Genomic DNA, 22,593 nt, shown 5'->3' with positions numbered 1-22,593 from the left:
AATCAAAGATGGCAAGCGGACGCGAAATCAAAACCAAGATCAAGAGCGTGCAGAACACCCGCAAGGTGACGCGCGCCCTGGAAATGGTCTCGGCCTCCAAGATCCGCAAGGCGCAGGATCGGATGAAGACCTCGCGTCCGTACGCGCAGGCGATGAAGCAGGTGATCGGCCACCTGGCCCAGGCCAGCACCGATTACCAGCATCCGTTCCTGGTCGAGCGCGAGCAGGTCAAGCGGGTCGGGTTCATCGTGATCTCCTCCGATCGCGGCCTGGCTGGCGGCCTCAACAACAACCTGTTCCGCAAGATGCTGGGCGAAGCCAAGGCATGGCAGGACAAGGGTGCTGAAGTGGACCTGGTGACCATCGGCCAGAAGGCATCGACCTTCTTCCGCCGCGTGAAGGTCAACATGGTCGGCAGCGTGACCCACATCGGCGACGTGCCGAAGCTGGAATCGCTGATCGGTGTGATCAAGGTCATGCTCGACGCCTTCACCGAAGGCAAGGTCGACCGCGTGTACCTGGTCTACAACCGCTTCGTGAACACCATGACGCAGAAGGCCAGCTTCGATCAGCTGCTGCCGCTGCCGCCGGCTGAAAAGCAGGTCGCTCACCACGACTGGGATTACCTGTACGAACCCGATGCCGCGACCGTGCTCGAGCACGTGATGACGCGTTACATCGAGTCGCTGGTCTACCAGGCACTGCTGGAAAACGTTGCCTCCGAACATGCCGCACGCATGGTCGCGATGAAGGCGGCGAGCGACAACGCCAACAAGCTGATCGGTGAGCTGCAGCTGGTCTACAACAAGGCACGCCAGGCAGCGATCACCCAGGAAATTTCCGAAATCGTCGGCGGCGCGGCAGCAGTCTGACCGCGTTCGTTCAAAGCACACATTTAGAGGATGCAGCAATGAGTCAGGGCAAGATCGTTCAGATCATCGGCGCGGTCGTCGACGTCGAATTCCCGCGTGAGTCGGTGCCGAAGGTGTATGACGCACTGAAGGTCGAAAACACCGAAATCACCCTCGAAGTCCAGCAGCAGCTGGGTGACGGCGTGGTGCGTACCATCGCCCTCGGTTCGACCGACGGCCTGAAGCGCAACCTGGTGGCCGTCAACACCGACCGCGGCATCTCCGTGCCGGTCGGCGCTGGCACCCTGGGCCGCATCATGGACGTGCTGGGCCGTCCGATCGACGAAGCCGGCCCGGTGGCCGCCAGCGACAGCTGGGAAATCCACCGCGCGGCCCCGTCGTACGAAGACCAGTCCCCGGCCACCGAACTGCTGGAAACCGGCATCAAGGTCATCGACCTGATGTGCCCGTTCGCCAAGGGCGGCAAGGTCGGCCTGTTCGGCGGCGCCGGCGTCGGCAAGACCGTCAACATGATGGAACTGATCAACAACATCGCCAAGGCGCACAGCGGTCTGTCCGTGTTCGCCGGCGTGGGTGAGCGTACCCGTGAGGGCAACGACTTCTACCACGAAATGAAGGACTCCAACGTCCTCGACAAGGTGGCGATGGTGTACGGCCAGATGAACGAGCCGCCGGGCAACCGTCTGCGCGTCGCCCTGACCGGCCTGACCATGGCCGAGTACTTCCGCGACGAGAAGGACGAAAACGGCAAGGGTAAGGACGTCCTGCTGTTCGTCGACAACATCTACCGCTACACCCTGGCCGGTACCGAAGTCTCGGCACTGCTGGGTCGCATGCCGTCCGCCGTGGGTTACCAGCCGACCCTGGCCGAGGAAATGGGCGTCCTGCAGGAGCGCATCACCTCGACCAAGAACGGTTCGATCACCTCGATCCAGGCCGTCTACGTTCCCGCGGATGACTTGACCGATCCGTCGCCGGCGACCACCTTCGCCCACCTGGACTCGACCGTGACCCTGTCGCGTTCGATCGCCTCGCTGGGTATCTACCCGGCCGTCGATCCGCTGGACTCCACCAGCCGCCAGATGGACCCGCTGGTCATCGGCCACGAGCACTACGACACCGCCCAGCGCGTCCAGCAGACCCTGCAGAAGTACAAGGAACTGAAGGACATCATCGCCATCCTGGGCATGGACGAACTGTCCGAAGAAGACAAGCAGGCCGTGTCGCGCGCCCGCAAGATCGAGCGCTTCTTCAGCCAGCCGTTCCACGTGGCCGAAGTGTTCACCGGCTCGCCGGGCAAGTACGTGTCGCTGAAGGACACCATCCGTGGCTTCAAGGCCATTGTCGATGGCGAGTACGATCACCTGCCGGAGCAGGCGTTCTACATGGTCGGCAGCATCGAAGAAGCGGTCGAGAAGGCCAAGAAGATGGCTGAGAAGGCCTGATCATGAGCACCATCCGTTGCGACATCGTCAGCGCCGAGCAGGAAATCTTCCGTGGTGAAGCGACTCTGGTCGTGGCTACGGGTGAGCTCGGCGAACTGGGCATCGCGCCCAAGCACGCACCGCTGATCACCCGCCTGAAGCCGGGCAAGGTGGTGGTGACCACGCCGAACGGCGAGCAGCTGGATTTCGCCATTTCCGGCGGCATCCTGGAAGTGCAGCCGCAGGTGGTCACCGTGCTGGCCGACACCGCGATCCGCGCGCAGGACATCGACGAAGCCTCGGTCCGCAAGGCCAAGGAAGAAGCCGAGCGCATCCTGGCCAACCGCGGTGAAGCCATGGAAGTGGCCGAGGCCCAGCAGAAGCTGGCCGAAGCCGTGGTGCAGCTGCAGGCGCTGGAGCGCCTGCGCAAGACCCTCAAGCACTGAGGTTCGCGCCACCCCGCAGAAACGCCGGCCATGTGCCGGCGTTTTTGTTTGTGCCGTCAGCGCAGGCATCGGCGGGGGTAGAGTCGACCGTTGGTCGACTGCTCTTCTGTATGGCCCGCGAAAACCCCGCGCTGCGCGCGATAGTCGACCAACGGTCGACTCTACCGGGTAGGTTTTCCCGCGGCCCCGAAGGGTAGAGTCGTCCGTCAGCGATACACCACATAGCGCATCAACAGGAACGACACGCCGGCCAGGCCGCCTTCCACCAGCGGCTTGGCCAGCCAGGCGTATTCCAGCCCCAGCGCGTGGTCGGCGGTAGACACCAGCAGCGTGCTCGCCGCGGTCAGCAGCAGCCACAGTGGCAGGAAGCGGGCAAAGCGATGCCAGCCCAGGCGCTGACGGCCCTGCGCATCGGCGAAGGTGATCCGCCCGTTCAACCAGAAGCCCAGCAGCATGCCGGCCACGCGCCCGGCGATGTTGCCCGGCGCCACCGGCATGCCCGCCGCCGTAAGGGCGACAAACACCAGCCAGTCCAGCAGCAGCTGCAACAGGCCGATGATGATGTAGGCACTTCCCTGGCGGAGCAGGCTCATGGCGGCAATAGAGGCGGGCAGGCCGCCATGTTAACGACCGACGCTCTAGAATCACCGGCAACGAACCACGGACCGCTGCCCATGACCCAAGCCCTGCACGTCATCATCCTCGCCGCCGGCGCTGGCAAGCGCATGAAATCCGTGTTGCCCAAGGTGCTGCAGCCGATCGCCGGCCAGCCGATGCTGGCCCACGTGATCGCCGCGGCGCGGGAACTGCAGCCGTCCGCCATCCACGTGGTGTACGGGCACGGCGGTGAAGCCGTGCGGCAGCGCTTCGCCGACCAGACCGACCTGCTGTGGGCCGAACAGGCGCAGCAGCTGGGCACGGGCCATGCCGTGGCCCAGGCCATGCCGGAGGTGCCCGATGCCGCGCAGGTGCTGGTGCTGTACGGCGACGTGCCGTTGATCCGTGCGGACACGCTGCGCCACCTGCTGGCCCAGCCAGGCCGCCTGGCGGTGCTGGTGGCCGAGGTTGACGACCCGACCGGGTACGGCCGCGTGCTGCGCGACGCCGAAGGCCGGGTCGGTTCGATCGTCGAACAGAAGGACGCCAACGACGACCAGCTGCGCGTGCGCACCATCAATACCGGCATCATCGCCGCCGAGTCGACCGCGCTGCGCCGCTGGCTTTCGCAGCTGTCCAACAGCAACGCGCAGGGCGAGTACTACCTGACCGATGTGTTCGCCTTCGCCGCACACGAGTACACCCCGGCGGAGATGGCCCTGGTGTCCGATGCGCAGGAAGCCGAAGGCGCGAATGATCCGTGGCAGCTGTCGCAGCTGGAACGTGCCTGGCAGCGCCGCGCGGTGCGTGCCCTGTGCACCCAGGGTGCGCGCGTGCTCGATCCGGCGCGCCTGGATATCCGCGGCGAGGTCACGGTCGGCAGCGACGTGCTGATCGATGTCGATGTGATTCTCGAAGGCAAGGTGGAGCTGGCCGATGGCGTGACCGTCGGCCCGTTCACCCGCCTGAAGGACGTGCGCCTGGGGCCGGGCACCGAAGTGCGCGCGCACTGCGACCTGGAAGGCGTGGTGACCGAAGGCGCGGCACAGATCGGCCCGTTTGCGCGCCTGCGCCCGGGCACCGTGCTGGCCGATGGCGTGCACGTGGGCAACTTCGTGGAAACCAAGAAGGTCACCCTGGGCGTGGGCAGCAAGGCCAACCACCTGACCTACCTGGGCGATGCGGTGATCGGCAGCAAGGTCAACATCGGCGCCGGCACCATCACCTGCAACTACGACGGGGTGAACAAGTCGACTACGACCATCGGCGACCAGGCCTTCATCGGTTCCAACAGCGCGCTGGTGGCACCGGTGACGATCGGCCAGGGCGCGACCATCGCGGCCGGTTCGGTCATTACCCGCGATGCGCCGGATGACAAGTTGACCCTGGCCCGCGCACGACAGGAAACCATCGATGGCTGGAAGCGGCCGGTCAAGAAGTCCTGAGGCACCGCCGCTATCCACGCATGGCGTGGATCTACTGGTAATGCTATCCACGCATGGCGTGGATCTACTGGTAATGCCATCCACGCATGGCGTGGATCTACTGGTAATGCCATCCACGCATGGCGTGGATCTACTGGGGAATGGCCGCCAAGGTAGCGCCGGGCCATGCCCGGCGGCAGTAGATCCACGCCATGCGTGGATGCGGCCAACCGATCAACCCACCGGCAGCAGGATCGACACGCACAACCCGCCGTCACCGCGGTTCTGCAGCGATACGCGTCCGCCGTGCGCTTCAACGATCTCGCGGGTCAGTGCCAGGCCCAGGCCGGTGCCGTTGCGCTTGGTTGAATAGAACGGCATCAGCGCGTTCTGCAGCACCTGTTCGTTCATGCCTTTGCCGCGGTCCAGCACGTCCAGGCGCAGCCACTGCGGCAGCCGCGTCAGCTGCACCTGCACATCGTCGTTGGGCGGGTCGGCTTCGGCGCAGGCTTCGTGTGCGTTCTTCAGCAGGTTCAACAGCGCCTGGCCGAACTGGGCGATGTCGATGCGGCTGCTCAGCGTCTCGTCCGGCTCGCGGTCCATGCCGAAGGGAATCTGCTGGCGCAGGCTGGACAGGAACGGCGCCCAGTGCACGGTCTGCAGCTGCGGCTGCGGCAGCTTGGCAAAACGCGCATAGCCGCGGATGAAGCCTTCCAGGTGGCGCGCGCGATCCTCGATGGTGCTGAAGATCTCCGGCAGGCGGTCGAAGCGTTCGCGCTTGACCAGCTCGCCACCGGAATGGGCCAGCGAGGCAATCGGTGCCAGCGAGTTGTTCAGTTCATGGCTGATCACCCGGATCACCTTCTTCCAGGTCTGCACTTCCTGGCGGCGCAGTTCGGCGGTCAACTGGCGTACCAGCAGCAGATCGTGCGGGCGACCATTCAGATGGAACGCGCGCCGCGACAGGTGGTAGACCTGTTCGTCATCCTCGTCGGGCTCGATGCCGTCCTCCATTTCCGCACGCACCGCGAACAGGCTGTCGCCACCCCGCGCGATGGCATCGCGCAGTTCCACCGGCAGCTGCTCCAGCACCTCTTCCATGCGCTGGCCTTCCAGCTTCCAGCCACCGTGCAGCAGCTTGCGCGCGGCCAGGTTGGAAAACACCACGCGGGAAATGCCGTCGCCACCTGCGGCGATCAGCAGCATTGCCACCGGCGTGTTCTGCACCATGGTGTCCAGCAGCAGTTCGCGCTGCACCAGGCCCTGGCGCTGCTCGCGCAGCACGTCGCCCAGCTCGCGGTGTGCCTGCACCAGGTCGCCCAGCTCGTCGTTGCCCGGCCAGTACACACCGAAGTTGAACTCGCCATCGCGGTAGCTGCTGGTGGTGCCGGCCAGGGCACGCATCAGCGATCGCACCGGTGCCGTGGCACGGCGCAGCGACCACCACATCAGCGCCAGCAGCACGACCGAGGAAATGCCCGTCACCCACCAGCCGTGGTTCATCCAGTAGGCCAGCAGCCACGGCAGCGCGGCCGCCAGCGCCAGCACCGGCAGCAGGCGCAGGAACAGGCGGAAGGTGAAGGAGCGCCGTTTCATTCGCGCGGGATGCCGTGGCGGTCCATGCGGCGGTACAGCGCCTGGCGGCTCAGGCCGAGCTCGGCCGCCGCCTGGGCGATGACGCCGTGGTTGCGGGCCAGTACGTCCTCGATGCGCGCACGGTCGGGATCGTTGCCGGTGCTGGGCGCCGGTCGCGGTGCGGCCGGGGCGCGCGGCAGGTTGAGGTCGGCCACCTCGATGCGGTTGCCGCTGGCCAGCAGCTCGGCGCGTTGGATCACGTTGCGCAGCTCGCGCACGTTGCCCGGCCACGGGTGCCGCTGCAGTACGGCGGCGGCAGCGGTGGACAGCGGCTTGCCGGCCGTGAGGAAACGCTCGGCCAGCGGCACGATGTCGCCCGCGCGCTCGGCCAGCGGCGGCAGCGCCAGTTCCACCGTGTTGAGGCGGTAATAGAGGTCTTCGCGGAAGCTGCCATCGCGGATCATCGCCGGCAGATCGGCATTGGTGGCACTGACCACCCGCACCTTGACCTGGCGCTCGCGGTTGGAGCCCAGGCGCTCGAAGCGGCCGGTTTCCAGTACGCGCAGCAGCTTCATCTGCCCGCCCAGCGACAGGTTGCCGATCTCATCCAGGAACAACGTACCGCCATCGGCGGCTTCGAACTTGCCCTCGCGCGCCTTGTTGGCACCGGTGTAGGCACCGGCTTCGGCGCCGAACAGTTCGGCCTCGATCAGTTCGGAGGGCAGGGCACCGCAGTTGACCGCGACGAACGGGCCCTTGGCCACCAGCGAGTTGGCCTGGATGATCTGCGCGATCTTTTCCTTGCCGGCGCCGTTGGGGCCGGTGATCAGCACCGGCAGCTCCGAGCGGGCGACCTGGCAGGCCAGGGCGATGATGCGCTCGCTGGCGGGATCGGCGAACACCGCACCGCACAGTTCGTACTTCTCTTCCAGCGCGTTGCGCTGGCGTTCCTCGCGTGCACGCCGCTGGTCCAGCTCGCGGCGGGCTTCGGACAGTTCCAGCAGGTTGTTGACCGTGGTCAGCAGCTTGCGGTCATCCCAGGGCTTGGCCAGGTAATCGGCGGCGCCGGCCTTGACCAGGTCCACCGCGCTGCTCAGGTGCGTCCAGGCGGTCAGCAGGATGACCGGCAGGTCGGGGTGGCGCGCGCGGATCTGCGCGAACAGGGCCTCGCCTTCCTCGCCGGAGGTGGTGTCCTCGGTGAAATTCATGTCTTGGATGACCAGGTCGACCGCGTGGCTTTCCAGCATCGCCAGGCCATCGGCCGGGCTCTGCGCCTGCAGCGTGTCGATGTCATGCAGGGAAAACAGCACGTCCAGCGCGGTGCCTACGCTGGCGTTGTCATCGATGATCAGGATCGCAGGCATGGACGCATTCTGGAAAAGGGATGGGCAGCGCCGAGAGAGCCGTGAACGGCCAGCGCTACCCATCAAGCATAGCCAAACCGGTGGCCCCGCAGGGGCCGGAGAAGATCAGCGCGGCGGCGGTGGCGGCGCCGGTGGGGGCGGTGCCGGCGGCGGTACCAGCACGGCCTTCCAGGTGGCCACCGCAACCGGCACGCTGAACGTGCGGCTGTCGCGGCGCAGCAGCAGGTAGGCTTGCGTCCTGCCTGCGGCGTCGGCCTTGCGCAGGGCGGTGGCCAGCTGGTCGATCTGCCGCACCGGCGTGTCGTCCACGCGCAGGATGCGGTCGCCCCGGCGCACGCCGAAGCGCGCCTCGGGGCTGGCTGCATCGACCTGTACCTGGCCTTCGGTGGAGCGCAGCGCCAGCCGCGCGCCATCCTGCTGCCAGTTCATCGTCTGCACCGTGCTGCTGCCGGCCAGCACCGGCAGCGGCAGCGCCACGGTCATCGCAACTGCCAGGGCCAGGGCGCGCATCTCACGCGCCCCGGGTGGCAACGGCCGGCGGCACGGCGGCGGCGCGGCGGGCCGGGCCGAACACGGCCACCTGGCCCAGCACCCACAGCAGCACCGCACCCAGCGGCAGGTACAGCAGCGGCATGCGCGGCAGCTCGTACATGTTCATCAGCGCCAGGTTGATCGCGTATGCGGCCAGCATGCCCAGCACGATGCCCAGCGTGGCCAGCAGGAAGTTCTCGGTCTGGAAGTAGCGCAGGATCTGCCCGCGGGTCGCGCCCAGTGCACGGCGGATGCCGATCTGCTTGCTGCGCTGCTGCACCCAGAAGCTGGCCAGGCCGATGATGCCCAGCGCGGTGACCACCAGCAGCGCGATGCACACCGTCACCAGCAGGCCCACCATGGCACGGTCGTTCTTGAAGTAGTCCTTGCGCTGATCCTCGTAGGTCTTCTTGTCGCGCATCAGGCGGTTGGCATCGTTGCGCTCCAGCGCGGCGACGGCGGCCTTGAGCACTTCATCGCGGCGCTCCGGTGCAGTGCGCAGCATGTAGGTGCCGCCCTCGTCGAAGCCGCGGCGCAGCGGCATCAGCATCGACTCGTTCCAGTTGTCGGCCCAGCCGGTGGGCGTGGTGAGGGTGTCGACGATGCCGATGACGTGCAGCGGCTGCTTGCCCATGTAGTAGGTCTTGCCCAGCGCGCTGCCGTCCGGTTCCATCTTCGCCGCGGTGGCCTGGCTGAAGATCACCGGGATGGCCGTGTCCTTGGAACCGGCCTTGGAGACGGTGGCGTAGTCCATGTACTCGTCGGGCAGGAAGTCACGCCCGGCGATCACGTTGATGCCCATCGTGCGGATGCCATCCTCGGACATCGTGTACATCGATGCCTCGGTGGTCGGCCGTTCCTGGTCCTGCTGGCGCTGGATGCTGCTGCTGGACGAGCCGCCGCGGAACGGCAGCTGGTTGATGATGGTGGCACTGGTGACGCCGGGAATGGCGCGCAGCGACGCCAGGTCCTCGCGGGTGCGGGCCATGCCGTTGGTCTGCTTGCCGATGCCGCTGACGCGGACCATCACCAGTTCGTTCTCGGCGATGCCGCTGGGCATGCTGATCTTTTCCACGCGCTGGCTGACCAGGAACAGCGCGTTGCAGACGATGGCGCAGGTCAGGGCGACTTCCAGCACGATCAGGGCGGCGGCGGTCTTGTGCCGGCGCAGGGTGCTGAGGATGGGGCGGATGTCCATGGGAGTCCTCGTTCCGGTACTTACTGCGACTTGAGCTGGATGGCCGGGGTGACCTGCATCGCGCGCCAGGCGGGCAGGAAACCAGCGGCGATGCTGGCAAACAGGGTCAGGCCGATGGCCAGCAGCAGCATGCTGCCGTCCAGGTGGGCCAGCTTGGCGTAGTCCACCGGCTGCTGGCGCACGGCGAACAGGCCGAGCAGGGCCACGCCGATGCCCAGCACGCCACCGACCACGCCCACCGCACCGGCTTCCACCAGGCACTGCAGGAAGATCTGGCCGCGGCTGGCGCCGAGTGCGCGGCGCACGCCGATCTCGCCGCTGCGGCGCAGGAACTTGGCCAGCAGCAGGCCCACGGTGTTGACCAGGCACACGCCCAGGAAGCCCAGCGCCAGCCACAGCTGCAGGCGCACATCGCTGGGCACCGCGCCGTTGAAGTCCAGCCACTGCATCACGTTGCGCAGGCGCACGTTCGGCGGGCGCTCGAAGCGGCCGGCCTCACGCTGCTGGCTGGAATAGTTTTCCAGGTAGCGGCGGTAGTCATCGGCCTTGCCCGGGTCCATCTCGGCCCAGTACTGCAGCCAGGTGCAGGGCGCGTTCAAGGTATAGCTGTCGCCGTCGGGGTTTTCGCCGAAGCAGTTCATGTTGCCGCTGCTGCCCAGCTTCAGGTCCATCGACGTGGACATCGGCAGCAGCAGATCCTCGTCCTTGCCGTAGCTGCCGGTGGTGAGGTCGAAGAACTGCGGCTCGGGGTTCCATTCCTTCATCACGCCGACGATGCGGAAGCTCTGGCCATCCATGCGGATGTCCTTGCCCACGCTGTTGCCGCCCTGGTAGAGCTTGTCATTCAGCGCCTTGGAGATGACCACCACGCGCGCGCGGCCGTCGTCATCCTGGCGGGTCCAGGCACGGCCGTACTGCATCGGCACGTTGAACATCGGGAAGAAGTCGGCCGAGGTCCAGCGGGTGTCGATCGAGAACGGCTGCAGCGTGCTGCCCTCCGGCTCGATGGTGCCGCCGCCGCCGCTCATCAGCGCCTGGCGCTCGGCCTTGGCTTCGCGCAGCAGGGCCTCGCCATCGAAGCGGGTCATCTGCGTATTGGGTTCCTCGCCGGGCACGTAGCCGCCACGGGGGCCCGGGTCCAGCTGCACGTAGAACAGGCGGTCGCTCTTGTCCGGGATCGGATCGCCGGAGAGCACATGGAAGACGGTCAGGGTGGTCATCGAGGCACCGATGCCCAGCGCGATGGCGACCACCATCAGCGCGGTCAGGACCTTGTTGCGGCGGAAGCTGCGCGCCGCCAGACGGGCGTAGTAGGCGAACATGGTCGGGCCCTCACTCGTTGACGGCGACGATGCGGCGCGGCGTGGCCAGCACCGGCTCACGCACCAGGTCGGTCACCTGGCCATCGACGATGTGCACGTTGCGCTGCGCGCGCGCGGCCAGTTCCGGGTCATGGGTGACCATGACGATGGTGGTGCCGGCCGCGTTGATCTCTTCCAGCAGCTCCATCACGCCACGCGCCATCTGCGTGTCCAGGTTGCCGGTCGGTTCGTCGGCCAGCAGCAGGCGCGGGCTGCCGGCCAGGGCGCGGGCGATGGCGGCGCGCTGCTGCTGGCCGCCGGACAGTTCGTTGGGGTAGTGCTTCATGCGCGAGCCCAGGCCTACCTGGTTCAGCGCCTTCTCGATGCGCTCGCGGCGCTCGCCGGCGCCCATCCTGCGGTAGCGCAGCGGCACGTCCACGTTGTCGAACAGGTTCAGGTCGGGAATCAGGTTGAAGCCCTGGAAGATGAAACCGATCTTCTGGTTGCGCATGCGGCTGCGCGCATCATCGCCCAGCGTGCTCACGTCCTCGCCGTCCAGCAGGTAGGTGCCGCTGGTGAAGGTTTCCAGCAGGCCGGCGATGTTGAGGAAGGTGGTCTTGCCGGAGCCGGAAGGACCGGTGACGGCGACGAACTCGCCCTCCTTGACCTGCAGTTCCAGCGAGCGCAGTGCGTGGGTTTCCACCTGTTCGGTACGGAAGACCTTGGCGACCGAACGCATTTCGAGCATGTACATGGGGTGTCCTCTCTCCAGGATGTGTCAGTTGACGGAGACGCGTTCGGCGTCCTTGAACAGGTCGCTGCCCGAGACCACGATGCGGTCACCCGGCTGCACACCCGACTTGATTTCCACTTCGCCCAGGCTGCTGACGCCCAGTTCCACCGGCCGGCGCACGGCAGTGCGGCCGTCCATCACGTAGGCCACGCCGTTGCCCTGTTCGACGAACGGGCCACGCTCGACCTTCATCACGTTGCGGCGGGTATCGAGCAGCACGCGCACCGACATGCGCTGGCTCTGGCGCAGGCCTTCCGGCTGCGCGGCGGCAAAGCGCACGCGGGCGTTGACCTCGCCGTTGACCACTTCCGGCGAGACCGCGCTGATCTCGCCCGGGAACGGCTTGCCGTTGCCGCCGGTCAGCTGTGCGGGCATGCCGATCGCCAGGTCACGGGCGAAGCTCTCCGGCACCTTGATCTCCACTTCGAACTTGGACAGGTCGACCACGCCCAGCACCGGCGCGTTGGCCGCCAGGTTGGTGGCCTGGGTGGCCTGCACCTGGCCGACCTGGCCGTCGAACGGCGCGCGCAGGGTCAGCGCATCCACCTGGCGCTGCACTTCGGCCACCACCGCCTTCTGGCGGTCGGCCAGCAGGCGCTTGTTGCGTGCATCCAGGTCGGCGCCCTGGCTCTGCAGGCGCGCATCGGTGGTGGCGTTGGCCAGGGTAATGTCGGCCTTCTTCAGCGAATCCTGGGCCTTGGCCAGGTCGATCTGCGGCACCGCGCCGCCATCGTAGCCGCGCTGGTAGCGCTGCAGGTCGCGGTCGGCGGCCTGCCGCTCGATGCTGGCCTGGTCGGTTTCCTTGCGCGACTTGGCGCGGGCCAGGGTGGCGTCCAGCGCCGCGCGGCTGGCTTCGGCTTCCAGGCCGGCCATCGTGGCCTGTTCCTGGGCCAGCTTGCTGCGCAGTTCCGGGCTGTCGATGATCGCCAGCTCCTGGCCCTTCTTCACCACGTCACCGGCCACCACCTTCAGGTCCACCGTGCCTGCCGAGATGGCGTACAGGGTGGGGCTGTTGGCGGCGATGACGCGGCCGTCGGCGGCGATGTCGCGCACCAGGTCGCCGCGCTGCACTTCGGCGATGCGTACCCGGCTGCTGTCGAAGGAGCGGCTGGCGTTGGACCAGGCATGCACGGCCCAGCCGATGGCGGCCAGCAGGGCAATGGCGCCCAGGGCCGGCCAGCGGTAGCGCTGCCAGGCCGCACGGGGGGCGCTGGCGGAGGGGGCGGAAACGATCTGGTCCTGGGCAGAGGTGTCGCGGATCATCGGGAGCATGCCTTTCGGTGGTGCCAAAGACCAAGCACGCTCCGTGCCAACTTTTTTTCACGCTTTTTCAATGGCTTGCGATTGGGTTTCGCGTGTCCGGGTGTCCGCGGACACTGCTGCGGACACTTTCATTAAGCGGACAGGAGGGACGGCACGGGCACCCACGCTAGAATGCGGCGACCGTCTTCAAGGAAAAGCGCGACATGTGTGGAATCGTGGGTGCGATCGCTGATCGCGATGTGGTGCCGGTGCTGATCGAAGGACTGAAGCGGCTGGAGTATCGCGGCTACGATTCCTCCGGCATCGCGGTGATCGACCGCGCAGAGCGCGCCGACGTGCGCCGCGTGCGCCGTACCGGCCGGGTCTCGGAAATGGCCACCGCCGCCGAAGCCGAAGGCTTCCATTCGCAGCTGGGCATCGGCCATACCCGCTGGGCCACCCATGGCGGGGTGACCGAGGCCAACGCGCACCCGCACATCAGTGCCGGCGTGGCGCTGGTGCACAACGGCATCATCGAAAACCATGAAGAACAGCGCGAGAAGCTGCGCGCGCTGGGCTACACCTTCGAGTCGCAGACCGACACCGAAGTGATCGCCCACCTCATGCACCACCACCTGAAGGGCGGCGACAGCCTGCTGGGCGCGCTGCAGCGCACGGTGAAGGAACTGACCGGTGCCTACGCGCTGGCCGTGGTCAGCCGTGCCGAGCCGGACCATTTCGTCTGCGCACGCATGGGCTGCCCGCTGCTGGTGGGCCTGGGCGAAGGCGAGAACTTCGTTGCTTCCGATGTCTCGGCGGTGATCTCGGCCACCCGCAAGGTCATCTTCCTGGAAGAGGGCGACACCGCCGACGTGCGCCGCGACGGCGTGCAGGTGTTCGACGAGCACGACCAGCCGGTCGAGCGTGACGTGCACCTGTCCGACGTCTCGCTGGCCTCGCTGGAGCTGGGCCCGTACCGCCACTTCATGCAGAAGGAAATCCACGAGCAGCCGCGCGCGCTGGGCGACACCATCGAAGCGGCCATCGACGCCGGTGGTTTCCCGGCCGAGCTGTTCGGCAAGAATGCCGAGGCCGTGCTGGCCGGCATCGAAGGCGTGCAGATCCTGGCCTGCGGCACCAGCTACTACTCCGGCCTGACCGCGCGCTACTGGATCGAATCCATCGCCGGCCTGCCGTGCAGCGTGGAAATCGCCAGCGAGTACCGCTACCGCGCGGCGTACGCCAACCCCAAGCACCTGATCGTGACCATTTCCCAGTCCGGCGAAACGCTGGATACGATGGAAGCGCTGAAGTACGCCAAGTCGCTGGGCCACAAGCACACGCTGTCGATCTGCAACGTGCCGGAAAGCGCGATCCCGCGTGCCAGCGAACTGGTCTGCTACACCCGTGCCGGCGCCGAGATCGGCGTGGCCTCGACCAAGGCCTTCACCACCCAGCTGGCCGCGCTGTTCCAGCTGACCGTGGTGCTGGGCAAGCTGCACGGCCGCGTCGATGCCGCCCAGGAAGCCGATTACCTGGAGCAGCTGCGCTTCCTGCCGGGCAGCGTGCAGCACGCGCTGAACATGGAACCGCAGATTGCCGCCTGGGCCGAGCGCTTCGCGCGCAAGAGCAGCGCGCTGTTCCTGGGCCGTGGCCTGCACTACCCGATCGCGCTGGAAGGCGCGCTCAAGCTCAAGGAAATCTCGTACATCCACGCCGAGGCCTACCCGGCCGGTGAACTGAAGCACGGCCCGCTGGCGCTGGTGGACGAGGACATGCCGGTGGTGGTGATCGCGCCCAACGACAGCCTGCTGGAAAAGGTGAAGTCGAACATGCAGGAAGTGCGCGCCCGCGGCGGCGAGCTGTTCGTGTTTGCCGACCAGGACAGCAATTTCAGCGAGTCCGAAGGCGTGCATGTCATCCGCACCCCGCGCCACGCCGGCGTGCTCAGCCCGATCGCGCACACCATTCCGGTGCAGCTGCTGGCCTACCACACCGCGCTGGCGCGCGGCACTGATGTGGACAAGCCGCGCAACCTGGCCAAGAGCGTTACGGTGGAATAAGGGCGGGAGGGTCCCCCGCGATGCGGGGGGCTGCCGGTAGCGCCGGGCCAAGCCCGGCGGAGACACCCTTCAGGTTTGGATGGGCCTGACGTCAACCGTCACCCGGCCCGCACCCGGGTTTCATGGGATGATGCGGCACCCCACCCATGGCCCGCGCATGCCCACCCTGACAGACCCCGATCTCCTGAACGACATTGCCGAGATCGGGCGGATCCAGTCGGTACCGCGCATCCTGGAAACCGTTGCGCATATCACCGGCTCGCGGTTCACCGCCATTGCCCGCGTAAACGAGACTACCTGGACGGCCTGCGCCACCCTGGACACCCTGGGCTTCGGGCTGGTGCCGGGCGGGCAGCTGGTGCTGGAAACCACCATCTGCGACGAGATCAGGCAGTCATCCACCTCCGTCGTATTCAAGCACGCCAGCGCGCACCCGCTGTATTCCACGCACCACACGCCGCGCATCTACGGGCTGGAGAGCTACGCCTCCGTGCCCATCCACCGGCCGGATGGGCGCTTCTTCGGCACGCTCTGCGCCATCGACTCATCGCCGGGCAGCTTCGACGAAGCGCACGTGCAACGATCAATGGAACTGCTGGCCGAACTCGTCGGTAATTATCTCGACACGGAAGATCGCCTGGCGGAAGCAGCAACGGCGCTTTCCGATGCACAGCGTGTCTCCGATCTGCGCGACCAGTTCATTGCCGTACTCGGGCACGATCTTCGCAGCCCGTTGCAGGCCATCAGCATGGCAGCGGATTCGCTGGAAACGGAGGCAACGGGGCGCCAGCAGCAGATGCTTGCCCACATCACAGCCGGCGTCACGCGGATGGATGGCCTGATCAATGATGTGCTTGATTTCGCCAGGGGGCGCCTGGGCGGCGGCATTCCGATCTCGCTGCAGCACTGCCATACGTTGCAGGCAGACCTCGAGCGGGTGGTGCAGGAAGTGGCGATTGCCAGCGGGCGCAAGGACATTGATGTGCACATGCAGATTGGAGGCAGCATGGTCTGCGATTCCAAGCGGCTTGCGCAGCTGCTGGCCAACCTGCTGACCAATGCGGCGCAGCACGGCGGCCGCTCGGCACCCATCACGCTGAGCGCGCACAGCACCGCCGATCTTTTCCAGCTGGATGTGCACAACGCGGGCTGCATCCCGTCTGACAGATTGGGCGCCATCTTCAGCCCGTTCTCACGCGAGAAGGGCGAGCTGCCCCGTCCAGGGCTCGGCCTGGGTATCTACATCGCTTCGGAGATTGCCAAGTCTCACGGTGGCACGTTGACCGTGGCGTCCAGCGAAAGTGGCGGCACCCGGTTCACCTTCCAGATGCCCACCGCGAAGCTCCCCTGAAGGTCGATGCACACTCCTTGACAGGGGAGAACGATCGTTCTACCTTGGCGTCGTGGACACCATCACCAACGACACCAAGCAGAAGATCCTGGCGACCGCCGAGGCCCTGATCTACCAGAACGGCATCCATGCCACCGGCATGGATCTTCTGGTGAAGACCTCCGGCGTGGCGCGCAAGAGCATCTACCGCCATTTCGAGAACAAGGACCAGGTCGCCGCCGAGGCATTGAGCGCGCGCGACGTGCGTTGGCTTGCCTGGTTCAGGCACGAGTGCGAACAGGCCGACAGCGCCGAAGCGCGCATCCTGCGCATGTTCACCGTGCTCAAGGGCTGGTTTGAATCCGAGGATTACCGCGGCTGCGCGTTCATCAACACCGCAGGCGAGGTCGGCAACCCCGATGATCCCATCCGCCGGATTGCCAGGCACCACAAACAGAAGCTGCTCGATTACACGCTGGAACTTACCGGGCAACTGGGTATCGAGCAGCCAGCCGCCCTGGCGCGGCAGTTGCTGGTTCTCATGGAAGGTGCCATCACCGTATCGCGCGTCATGGGCGACTACGACGCTGCAGACACTGCCAGGGACGTGGCGCAGGTCTTGTTGAAACAGTCCCGGCGATAACGCCCGGGCAACTCCCATCCGCTGAAGTAACCCGTGTATCCATCCCCGTTGGAGGCCCCACCGTGCCCGCTGAACAGTCCCGTCCGCCGCTTCCTCCGTTCACTCTTGAATCGGCGACCCAGAAAGTCCGCCTGGCCGAAGACGGCTGGAACTCCCGCGATGCCGACAACGTCTCGCTCGCCTATTCGCTCGATACCCAGTGGCGCAACCGTGCCGAATTCACCAGCGGCCGCGAAGAAGCCCGCCAGTTCCTTGCGCGCAAGTGGAAGAAAGAGCTTGAGTACCGCCTGATCAAGGAGCTGTGGGCGTTTACCGAAAACCGCATTGCCGTGCGCTACGCCTATGAATGGCATGACGACTCTGGCAACTGGTTCCGTTCCTATGGCAACGAGAACTGGGAGTTTGGTGCCGACGGCCTGATGGAGCGCCGGTTCTCGTGCATCAACGACATGCCGATCAAGGAGAGCGAGCGCAGGTTCCATTGGCCGCTGGGGCGTCGCCCGGATGATCATCCGGGGCTGTCCGACCTGGGTATGTGAGGGTGGTTGGCCGTTGAAAGCCCCCGGCCACGCACCGGCGGGGGGCATTCATTCGACCGCACCTACCTGCGGACTTCGAAGATCCGCGCCGTCGTCATACTGATGTGGCATTCGATGGCATCGATGCGCTCGAATGAGTCGTTCTCATCCTCTGGCCGGGTGTTGATGGGGCCGCATCGATCTGTCTTTGAACGGATCCAGCTTCGCTGCGCGTCAAGCTCGCTTGCCTGCTCATCCTTCGGCAGCTTCTTCCAGAGTGTGTTGAGCTCGGCATCTTCAGCGCGGTAGCGCTTGAGCACTTCCTCCAGTACCAGGTGGCGGCCTGTGACGGCGAGTGTTGTGATGACATGCAGCGACCACGCGCCATTGAAGCTGGAAAGGTCTGCCTTGATCGAGCCGTCGTCAGTCTCGTGGATCTTGTACGCGAAATTCTCAAAGTAGATTCGGCTCCCGCCAAACCGCCCCTTGCCGTTGTCCAGGACGCGCATCTTCTGGTACTGGCTCCGCTTCATTACCTCAGCGACTTCCGCGGGGATCTCAATGGCCAGCGTTGCCTGGCATCGAAGTGGGTTTCCGCTGCGGAACGGACCTGAGCTGCCACTCTCTGTTGTCTCAATGTGGTCCAGCGAGATCGGAATACCCGCAAGCTGGTCCGTGTACGCCGCGAAAGGCCTGTTGTCGAGCTTTCGCGGTGGATAGATGTAGTCGCTGTAGGTATAGCCACTGGCCGTGCGACGAATCGTCTCCATCGCTGCAACGACCACGTCTTCGCGACTGCACGAGACTTCGCGGGGTGTTTCGCTCGTCGCGGTGCATCCGGTGGAAAGGGCAGAGCCTGCGAGGGTGATAGCCAGGAGGAACGTGGGGGTTTTCATGGTCGGGTTGCTGATCTTCTTCAAGCGGAATCGCCGGCGCACTGACGTACGCCCTGAAAGACCGTCCTGGCGCGGAATGGCGCATCCTGCGGTAGCACTTGCCTGAGCTGCGTCTGGTGGAGCGCTGTGCTGATGACAAGCCGTACCACCTTGCGTGAAGCAGCATCTGGCTGCCACTGGCCAGCAACCACGGTTGGGCGCTGCGCGACGCTGCGGTGCACAGGCAAAGGCTCAGTCGCGTTGGAGCTGCCAGCACGGCGCTCTGGGCGAGCTGTGAGGTTCCGTGTTGAAGACGACAAAATGCGCCGTTGATCACGTCGCACTGTCAGCGCCGGGGCGCCAAGAAGCCCCGACGCCAGGCAAAGCGCCCCGGCGCAGCGCACGGTCACCCGCACACCACGCCGGGGCATCACGGCTTACCAGCCGATACCCACACCCACGCCCATGCTGCGCTCACCACTGTTGGTGAAGGCGCCATTGAGGCTGAAAGTGGCCGAGCCCTTCTCGTTCAGCACGCGCTGGTAGCCCACCGCCATCGCCGATTCGCCCTCGGCATAGCCCACGCCCGCACCCAGGCGGTTGTACGTGGCCAGGCCGGCGGTGTTCATCGCCATCGCGGTCTGCGCGCTGCTCATCGCCGCCATGCGGTTGAAGCGCTTGTCCATCTTGTTCAGGCGCGCATCCACTTCACGGGCGATGCCATCGCTGTAGTCGTTGGCGCGGGCCAGCATCTTTTCCAGCTCGGCGGTATCGACCTGCGGCTTCGGCGATTCCGGCGCCTCTGCCTTGGGCTGCGGCGAGGACTTCGGGGTGTTGCCGGTGTTGGCGGCGAGCTTGTCGTCGTTGCTGGCGGATGAGGTGGGCTCCTCAACCACCGGCGTGGAGGCAGGCGTGCCCGCATCGTCAGAAGCCAGAGCCATCAACCGCGACTGCGGCTGGCCGTCGATGCGCTGTTCCAGGCCATCCATGCGGCCGTTGAGCTGCTGCTGCATGGAATGCAGCTGGCCACCGTTGACCGCATCGCGGCTGCCGGCCGCAATCAGGCCGTTACCCACGTTGGAGAGAATCATGCCGTTGGCACCGGCCAGGGTGAGCTGGTTGAGACCATCGGCGCGGGCGGCGGGGGTGTCCTGGAAGACGGAGCGGAGCTGGCCTTCGACGCGGTCCATGCGGGAGGAAGCGCGCACCACCGCGCCATCGAGGACGGTGAGCGCATCGCCCACGGTGTGCTGACGGGTGTTCTGCACGGTGTAGGTGGGAGCGGTCACGTTGCCAGTAGCGTCCATCTTCGCGCCGCCGCCGAGGGTGGCGAGGGTGTCGTTCAACTGGCCGACGGTGGTGGCGTTGTGGTCGGCGGTACCGCGGGCGAGGTTAGTCAGACGGCGCTGCAGTGCGCCATCGCCAAATGATGCTGTACGGCTCTCTGTTGCGACAGATCCTTCACCAATAGCGACGGCATTCAGCGCAGTCTTTCTCACCGCACTACCGGCACCAAGCGCTAGCCCGCCACGCTCCTCGACCACAGCCCGAACACCAAGTGCAAAGCCATCGGTGGCACTGTCGTGAACCCAAGAAGCGCGGCCCAGTGCAACAGAGTTCTCACCCAGTGCACGCGAATAGCTTCCAAGCGCTACGGCTCCATCCTTGGTGGGCGCAGCCACTGCAGAGTCGCCCATGGCAATTCCAAGACGTCCCGCCTGCGCCTTTTCATCATCGATAGGTGTACCCACAGCAACATGCCTTGATGCAGCCTCAACGCGCGCCGCAATATCAGCAATCAACGTCTCCGCGCCAGCCACGCTCGCGTTGGTTGCGGCCAGCTGCCCGCCCGTCACAGCATCGGTGCTACCAGCAACAAGCGCGCCTTCCGCAACCCCAGTGATCTTCCGCTTGCCATCACTCTTGTTACGAACATCCAGCACGGAACCGGAATTGTTTCCACCCAGGCGAACACTGCCCGACGGTCCATCCTCTCGCACCAGCCCCTCCAGCACAGTTACCTTGGCCACTGCATTGTCCGCGGCCTTTGCCGCGCCCTGCGCCAGGGTTTCGGCACCACGGGCCATCTCGTCGGTAGCGAACAGCTGTGCGCCGGTCACCGCCTCGCTGCTGGTATCGGACACGTCACCCTTGGCGACGTTGACGATCTTGCGCCCCTTGCTGGCACTGCCCACGGAGACCTGATCCTCAGCGGTGGTCTGCGAGCCGGAACCCAGCGCGATCGAGCCCGCATGGCGCGCGGAAGCGCCTGCGCCCAGCGCAATCGCATTGTTGGCCAGCGCCTTGGCCGAGTTGCCCATCGCCAAAGCCGAACTGCCCTTTGCCTCGGTGTAGATGCCACTGGCCAGTGCACCGGCTCCCGTCGCCTGCGCTTTGTTGGTGTCGTTACCCACGACTCCGTGCGCTGTAAGATAGGTCGAGGCCTTTACCTGGCCCAGTGCGGCATCCGCAGCAGTCTTTGCGCTAACGGCCGTGTTGTGAGTCTCGAACAGCTGGTTTCCCGTCACCGCCTCCATGCTGCCCGATTCGACCAGGCCATCTGCCATGTTGACGATCTTTCGCTGCACGGTGGCATTACCCACGGACACCTGATCAATACCAGTGGTCTCCGAACCACTACCCAGCGCAACCGATCGGCTATGCGTGGCGCTGGCAGATGCGCCCAGCGCCGAAGAGTACGCGCCCGTGCCTTTAGCGTCATAGCCAAGGCTGACCGCATTGGTGCCTGCGGATTTGGCTATGTAGCCGATGGCCGTGCTGCCTGATCCACCCGCGGCGCTACTGTTGCCCAGTGCAGTCGCGGCCCTTGATCCTGCATTCGCGGAACGGCCCAATGCCGTTGAGTACATTTCCTTGGCCTGCGCTTCGTTGCCAACGGCCACGGCGTAATCACCCGCGCTGGCGTTGCCACCGACAGCAGTGCCGTAAGTCGCGCTGGCGTTCGCGCTCTGGCCAATCGCGAGCGTAGCGCTGCTCAGTTGACTGGCTGTGGCCTCTGCCTTGCTCATTGCCGCCTTGGCGGAAGCCGCAGCGCTCGAAGCGACACCATGGGTGTCGTTCAGCTGTTGGCCGTTCACCGCGTCAGTGCTGGTGGAATCGACCTTGCCCTTGGCCACGCCTGTGATCTGGCGGTTGCTGTTGCCACTGTTGCGAACGTCAAGGGTCGTGCCACTGTTGCCACCGCCGATGCGGACGTTACCGTTGCTGGCCGTCTGGCTTAGCAGCGTCGAGAGCGTGTTGGCCTTGCCAAGCGCGCTATCGGCATTGGTCTTGGCACTATCGGCCGTGGTCTGCGCGGTGTTCGCGGATGCCTGCGCAGAACTGGCCAGGTTCCTGGCGTCGGAAGCGCTGTTCTGAACCCGGTTCAACTGCGTACCATTGACCGCGTCTGTGCTGCTTGAACCAATCGTTCCCTCGGCAACCCCGGTGATCTTGCGCGCGTAACCACTGCTGTTGCGAATGTCGAGCAGCGAACCACTATTGCTGGCGCCGATGCGGACGTTGCCGTTGCTGGCCGTCTGGCTGAGCAACGTCGAAAGCGTGTTGGCTTTCGAGAGTGCACTGTCAGCGTTGCTTTTCGCTGTGTTGGCCGTGGCCTGCGCCGTGGCAACATTCCGATTGGTGTTGGCGAGCTGATTGACGTTCACCGCATCGGTGCCGTTGCTGCCTTCGCGTACATTTGTAATCCGACGCTCACCCCCGCTCCTGCCTACTGAAACCGTATTGGAACCGGAGCTCAAAGAGTTCGCGCCAATTGCAACAGAATTCGTGTCATCGGCATACGAACCGCTACCGATGGCGATTGCATTCTCCGATCTTGCCTGCGCATTCTGGCCGAGTGCTACTGCACCTTTGACGGTGGCACGCGAAGACCGACCCACCGCTGTGCTATGGCTGCCGGTGGCCTGAGCATCGTGCCCGAACGCGGTGGCGTAGCCACCACTGGTCACAGCGTAGTTTCCCACTGCGGTGGATTCGGTGCCACTGATCCGCGCGCGTGAACCCAGCGCGAGCGTGTCTTGGCCGCTGACCACTGCATCGGCGTAGTTGCCACTGGTGACGATCGCCATCTGGTAGTTCAATCCGCGCGGCGCGATTGCAGAGGCCATTGCATTCAAGGGAGAAGCCGACATCAGCACGATGCGCTCTTTCTGTACCTCCAGGCGCTTTGGCTCTTCTTTGGAGGCTTCAGTGTCATCCGCATGATTGGCAGCCGAGGCCGTGCTGGCTGCGGCCAACAGGAATGCTGACATCAGCACCCGCGTCCGGGCCGGCTTTCCACGCGGCGAACTCAGTTCACTGGCCACCACCCAGCAGCGCCGGGTGGCATTCCAGATACGTCGATAGATGCGGTTCATTGAAGCTCCTTAACAACA

The 22,593-nt window shown here is 65.6% G+C and carries 18 protein-coding genes; 8 read left to right on the top strand and 10 right to left on the bottom strand.

Annotated features, from left to right (window positions below; genetic code table 11):
* The first annotated feature begins 8 nt into the window (after positions 1–8).
* Genes atpG through C1926_RS08750 form a run of 3 tightly spaced genes read left to right on the top strand, consistent with a single transcriptional unit; the run spans position 9 to position 2,742 of the window.
* The gene (gene atpG / locus C1926_RS08760; RefSeq protein WP_049435859.1) at positions 9–872 is read left to right on the top strand and encodes a F0F1 ATP synthase subunit gamma; all 864 of its coding nucleotides are present in this window, start codon (positions 9–11) and stop codon (positions 870–872) included.
* A 38-nt stretch (positions 873–910) separates the two neighbouring features.
* Positions 911–2,317, top strand: coding sequence for a F0F1 ATP synthase subunit beta (gene atpD / locus C1926_RS08755; protein WP_079223556.1), 1,407 nt, complete (start codon positions 911–913; stop codon positions 2,315–2,317).
* A gap of 2 nt (positions 2,318–2,319) precedes the next feature.
* Positions 2,320–2,742 (top strand): F0F1 ATP synthase subunit epsilon, encoded by a 423-nt coding sequence (locus tag C1926_RS08750; protein WP_005411127.1) that lies wholly within the window; start codon positions 2,320–2,322, stop codon positions 2,740–2,742.
* A gap of 206 nt (positions 2,743–2,948) precedes the next feature.
* Here the strand turns inward: C1926_RS08750 and C1926_RS08745 are convergent, their stop codons facing one another.
* Complete coding sequence (locus C1926_RS08745; protein ID WP_108758918.1) at positions 2,949–3,335, bottom strand: GtrA family protein; 387 nt, start codon at positions 3,333–3,335, stop codon at positions 2,949–2,951.
* 81 nt (positions 3,336–3,416) lie between these two features.
* Between C1926_RS08745 and glmU the strand changes: the two genes are divergently transcribed.
* Positions 3,417–4,784 (top strand): bifunctional UDP-N-acetylglucosamine diphosphorylase/glucosamine-1-phosphate N-acetyltransferase GlmU, encoded by a 1,368-nt coding sequence (gene glmU, locus C1926_RS08740; protein WP_108758917.1) that lies wholly within the window; start codon positions 3,417–3,419, stop codon positions 4,782–4,784.
* Between the two features lie 213 nt (positions 4,785–4,997).
* On the opposite strand, the gene C1926_RS08735 is transcribed toward glmU, so the two are convergent.
* From C1926_RS08735 to C1926_RS08705, 7 genes are all read right to left on the bottom strand, one after another.
* Positions 4,998–6,359: an ATP-binding protein gene (locus C1926_RS08735; protein ID WP_108758916.1), complete on the bottom strand. Its 1,362-nt coding sequence runs from the start codon at positions 6,357–6,359 to the stop codon at positions 4,998–5,000.
* Complete coding sequence (locus C1926_RS08730) at positions 6,356–7,702, bottom strand: sigma-54 dependent transcriptional regulator (RefSeq protein ID WP_108758915.1); 1,347 nt, start codon at positions 7,700–7,702, stop codon at positions 6,356–6,358. The genes C1926_RS08735 and C1926_RS08730 overlap by 4 nt, the downstream gene beginning before the upstream one ends.
* Positions 7,703–7,807: 105 nt before the next feature.
* Positions 7,808–8,212: a PDZ domain-containing protein gene (locus C1926_RS08725; RefSeq protein ID WP_108758914.1), complete on the bottom strand. Its 405-nt coding sequence runs from the start codon at positions 8,210–8,212 to the stop codon at positions 7,808–7,810.
* Between the two features lies 1 nt (position 8,213).
* Entirely contained in the window at positions 8,214–9,431 is a 1,218-nt protein-coding gene (locus C1926_RS08720; RefSeq protein ID WP_079223542.1) for an FtsX-like permease family protein, read from the bottom strand.
* Between the two features lie 20 nt (positions 9,432–9,451).
* On the bottom strand, positions 9,452–10,753 hold the full coding sequence (locus tag C1926_RS08715; protein ID WP_108758913.1) for an ABC transporter permease: 1,302 nt from the start codon (positions 10,751–10,753) through the stop codon (positions 9,452–9,454).
* Positions 10,754–10,763: 10 nt separating this feature from the next.
* The gene (locus tag C1926_RS08710) at positions 10,764–11,486 is read right to left on the bottom strand and encodes an ABC transporter ATP-binding protein (RefSeq protein ID WP_079223539.1); all 723 of its coding nucleotides are present in this window, start codon (positions 11,484–11,486) and stop codon (positions 10,764–10,766) included.
* Between the two features lie 24 nt (positions 11,487–11,510).
* Positions 11,511–12,788, bottom strand: a complete 1,278-nt coding sequence (locus C1926_RS08705; RefSeq protein WP_108758912.1) for an efflux RND transporter periplasmic adaptor subunit — start codon at positions 12,786–12,788, stop codon at positions 11,511–11,513.
* A 203-nt stretch (positions 12,789–12,991) separates the two neighbouring features.
* Here C1926_RS08705 and glmS point away from each other — a divergent pair, with 203 nt between their 5' ends.
* The 4 genes from glmS to C1926_RS08685 all read left to right on the top strand — a co-directional run bounded on the left by glmS (position 12,992) and on the right by C1926_RS08685 (position 17,342).
* On the top strand, positions 12,992–14,830 hold the full coding sequence (gene glmS, locus C1926_RS08700; protein ID WP_108758911.1) for a glutamine--fructose-6-phosphate transaminase (isomerizing): 1,839 nt from the start codon (positions 12,992–12,994) through the stop codon (positions 14,828–14,830).
* A gap of 157 nt (positions 14,831–14,987) precedes the next feature.
* Positions 14,988–16,181 carry a GAF domain-containing sensor histidine kinase gene (locus tag C1926_RS08695; RefSeq protein WP_108758910.1) on the top strand — a complete coding sequence of 398 codons (1,194 nt, stop codon included), beginning with the start codon at positions 14,988–14,990 and terminating at the stop codon, positions 16,179–16,181.
* A gap of 52 nt (positions 16,182–16,233) precedes the next feature.
* Positions 16,234–16,803, top strand: a complete 570-nt coding sequence (locus C1926_RS08690) for a TetR family transcriptional regulator (protein WP_108758909.1) — start codon at positions 16,234–16,236, stop codon at positions 16,801–16,803.
* A gap of 62 nt (positions 16,804–16,865) precedes the next feature.
* Entirely contained in the window at positions 16,866–17,342 is a 477-nt protein-coding gene (locus tag C1926_RS08685) for a nuclear transport factor 2 family protein (RefSeq protein WP_108758908.1), read from the top strand.
* 62 nt (positions 17,343–17,404) lie between these two features.
* Here C1926_RS08685 and C1926_RS08680 read toward each other — a convergent pair whose 3' ends face one another.
* Together C1926_RS08680 and C1926_RS08675 are read right to left on the bottom strand one after the other, a co-directional pair.
* Positions 17,405–18,241 carry a lysozyme inhibitor LprI family protein gene (locus C1926_RS08680; RefSeq protein ID WP_159095058.1) on the bottom strand — a complete coding sequence of 279 codons (837 nt, stop codon included), beginning with the start codon at positions 18,239–18,241 and terminating at the stop codon, positions 17,405–17,407.
* A gap of 392 nt (positions 18,242–18,633) precedes the next feature.
* Positions 18,634–22,575 (bottom strand): ESPR-type extended signal peptide-containing protein, encoded by a 3,942-nt coding sequence (locus C1926_RS08675; RefSeq protein WP_108758906.1) that lies wholly within the window; start codon positions 22,573–22,575, stop codon positions 18,634–18,636.
* Positions 22,576–22,593: the final 18 nt, after the last annotated feature.

The organism is Stenotrophomonas sp. ZAC14A_NAIMI4_1 (assembly GCF_003086915.1).
Taxonomy (GTDB): domain Bacteria; phylum Pseudomonadota; class Gammaproteobacteria; order Xanthomonadales; family Xanthomonadaceae; genus Stenotrophomonas.
Note: the sequence above shows the minus strand (reverse complement) of the source record. Positions and strands in the feature narration are given on the sequence as shown.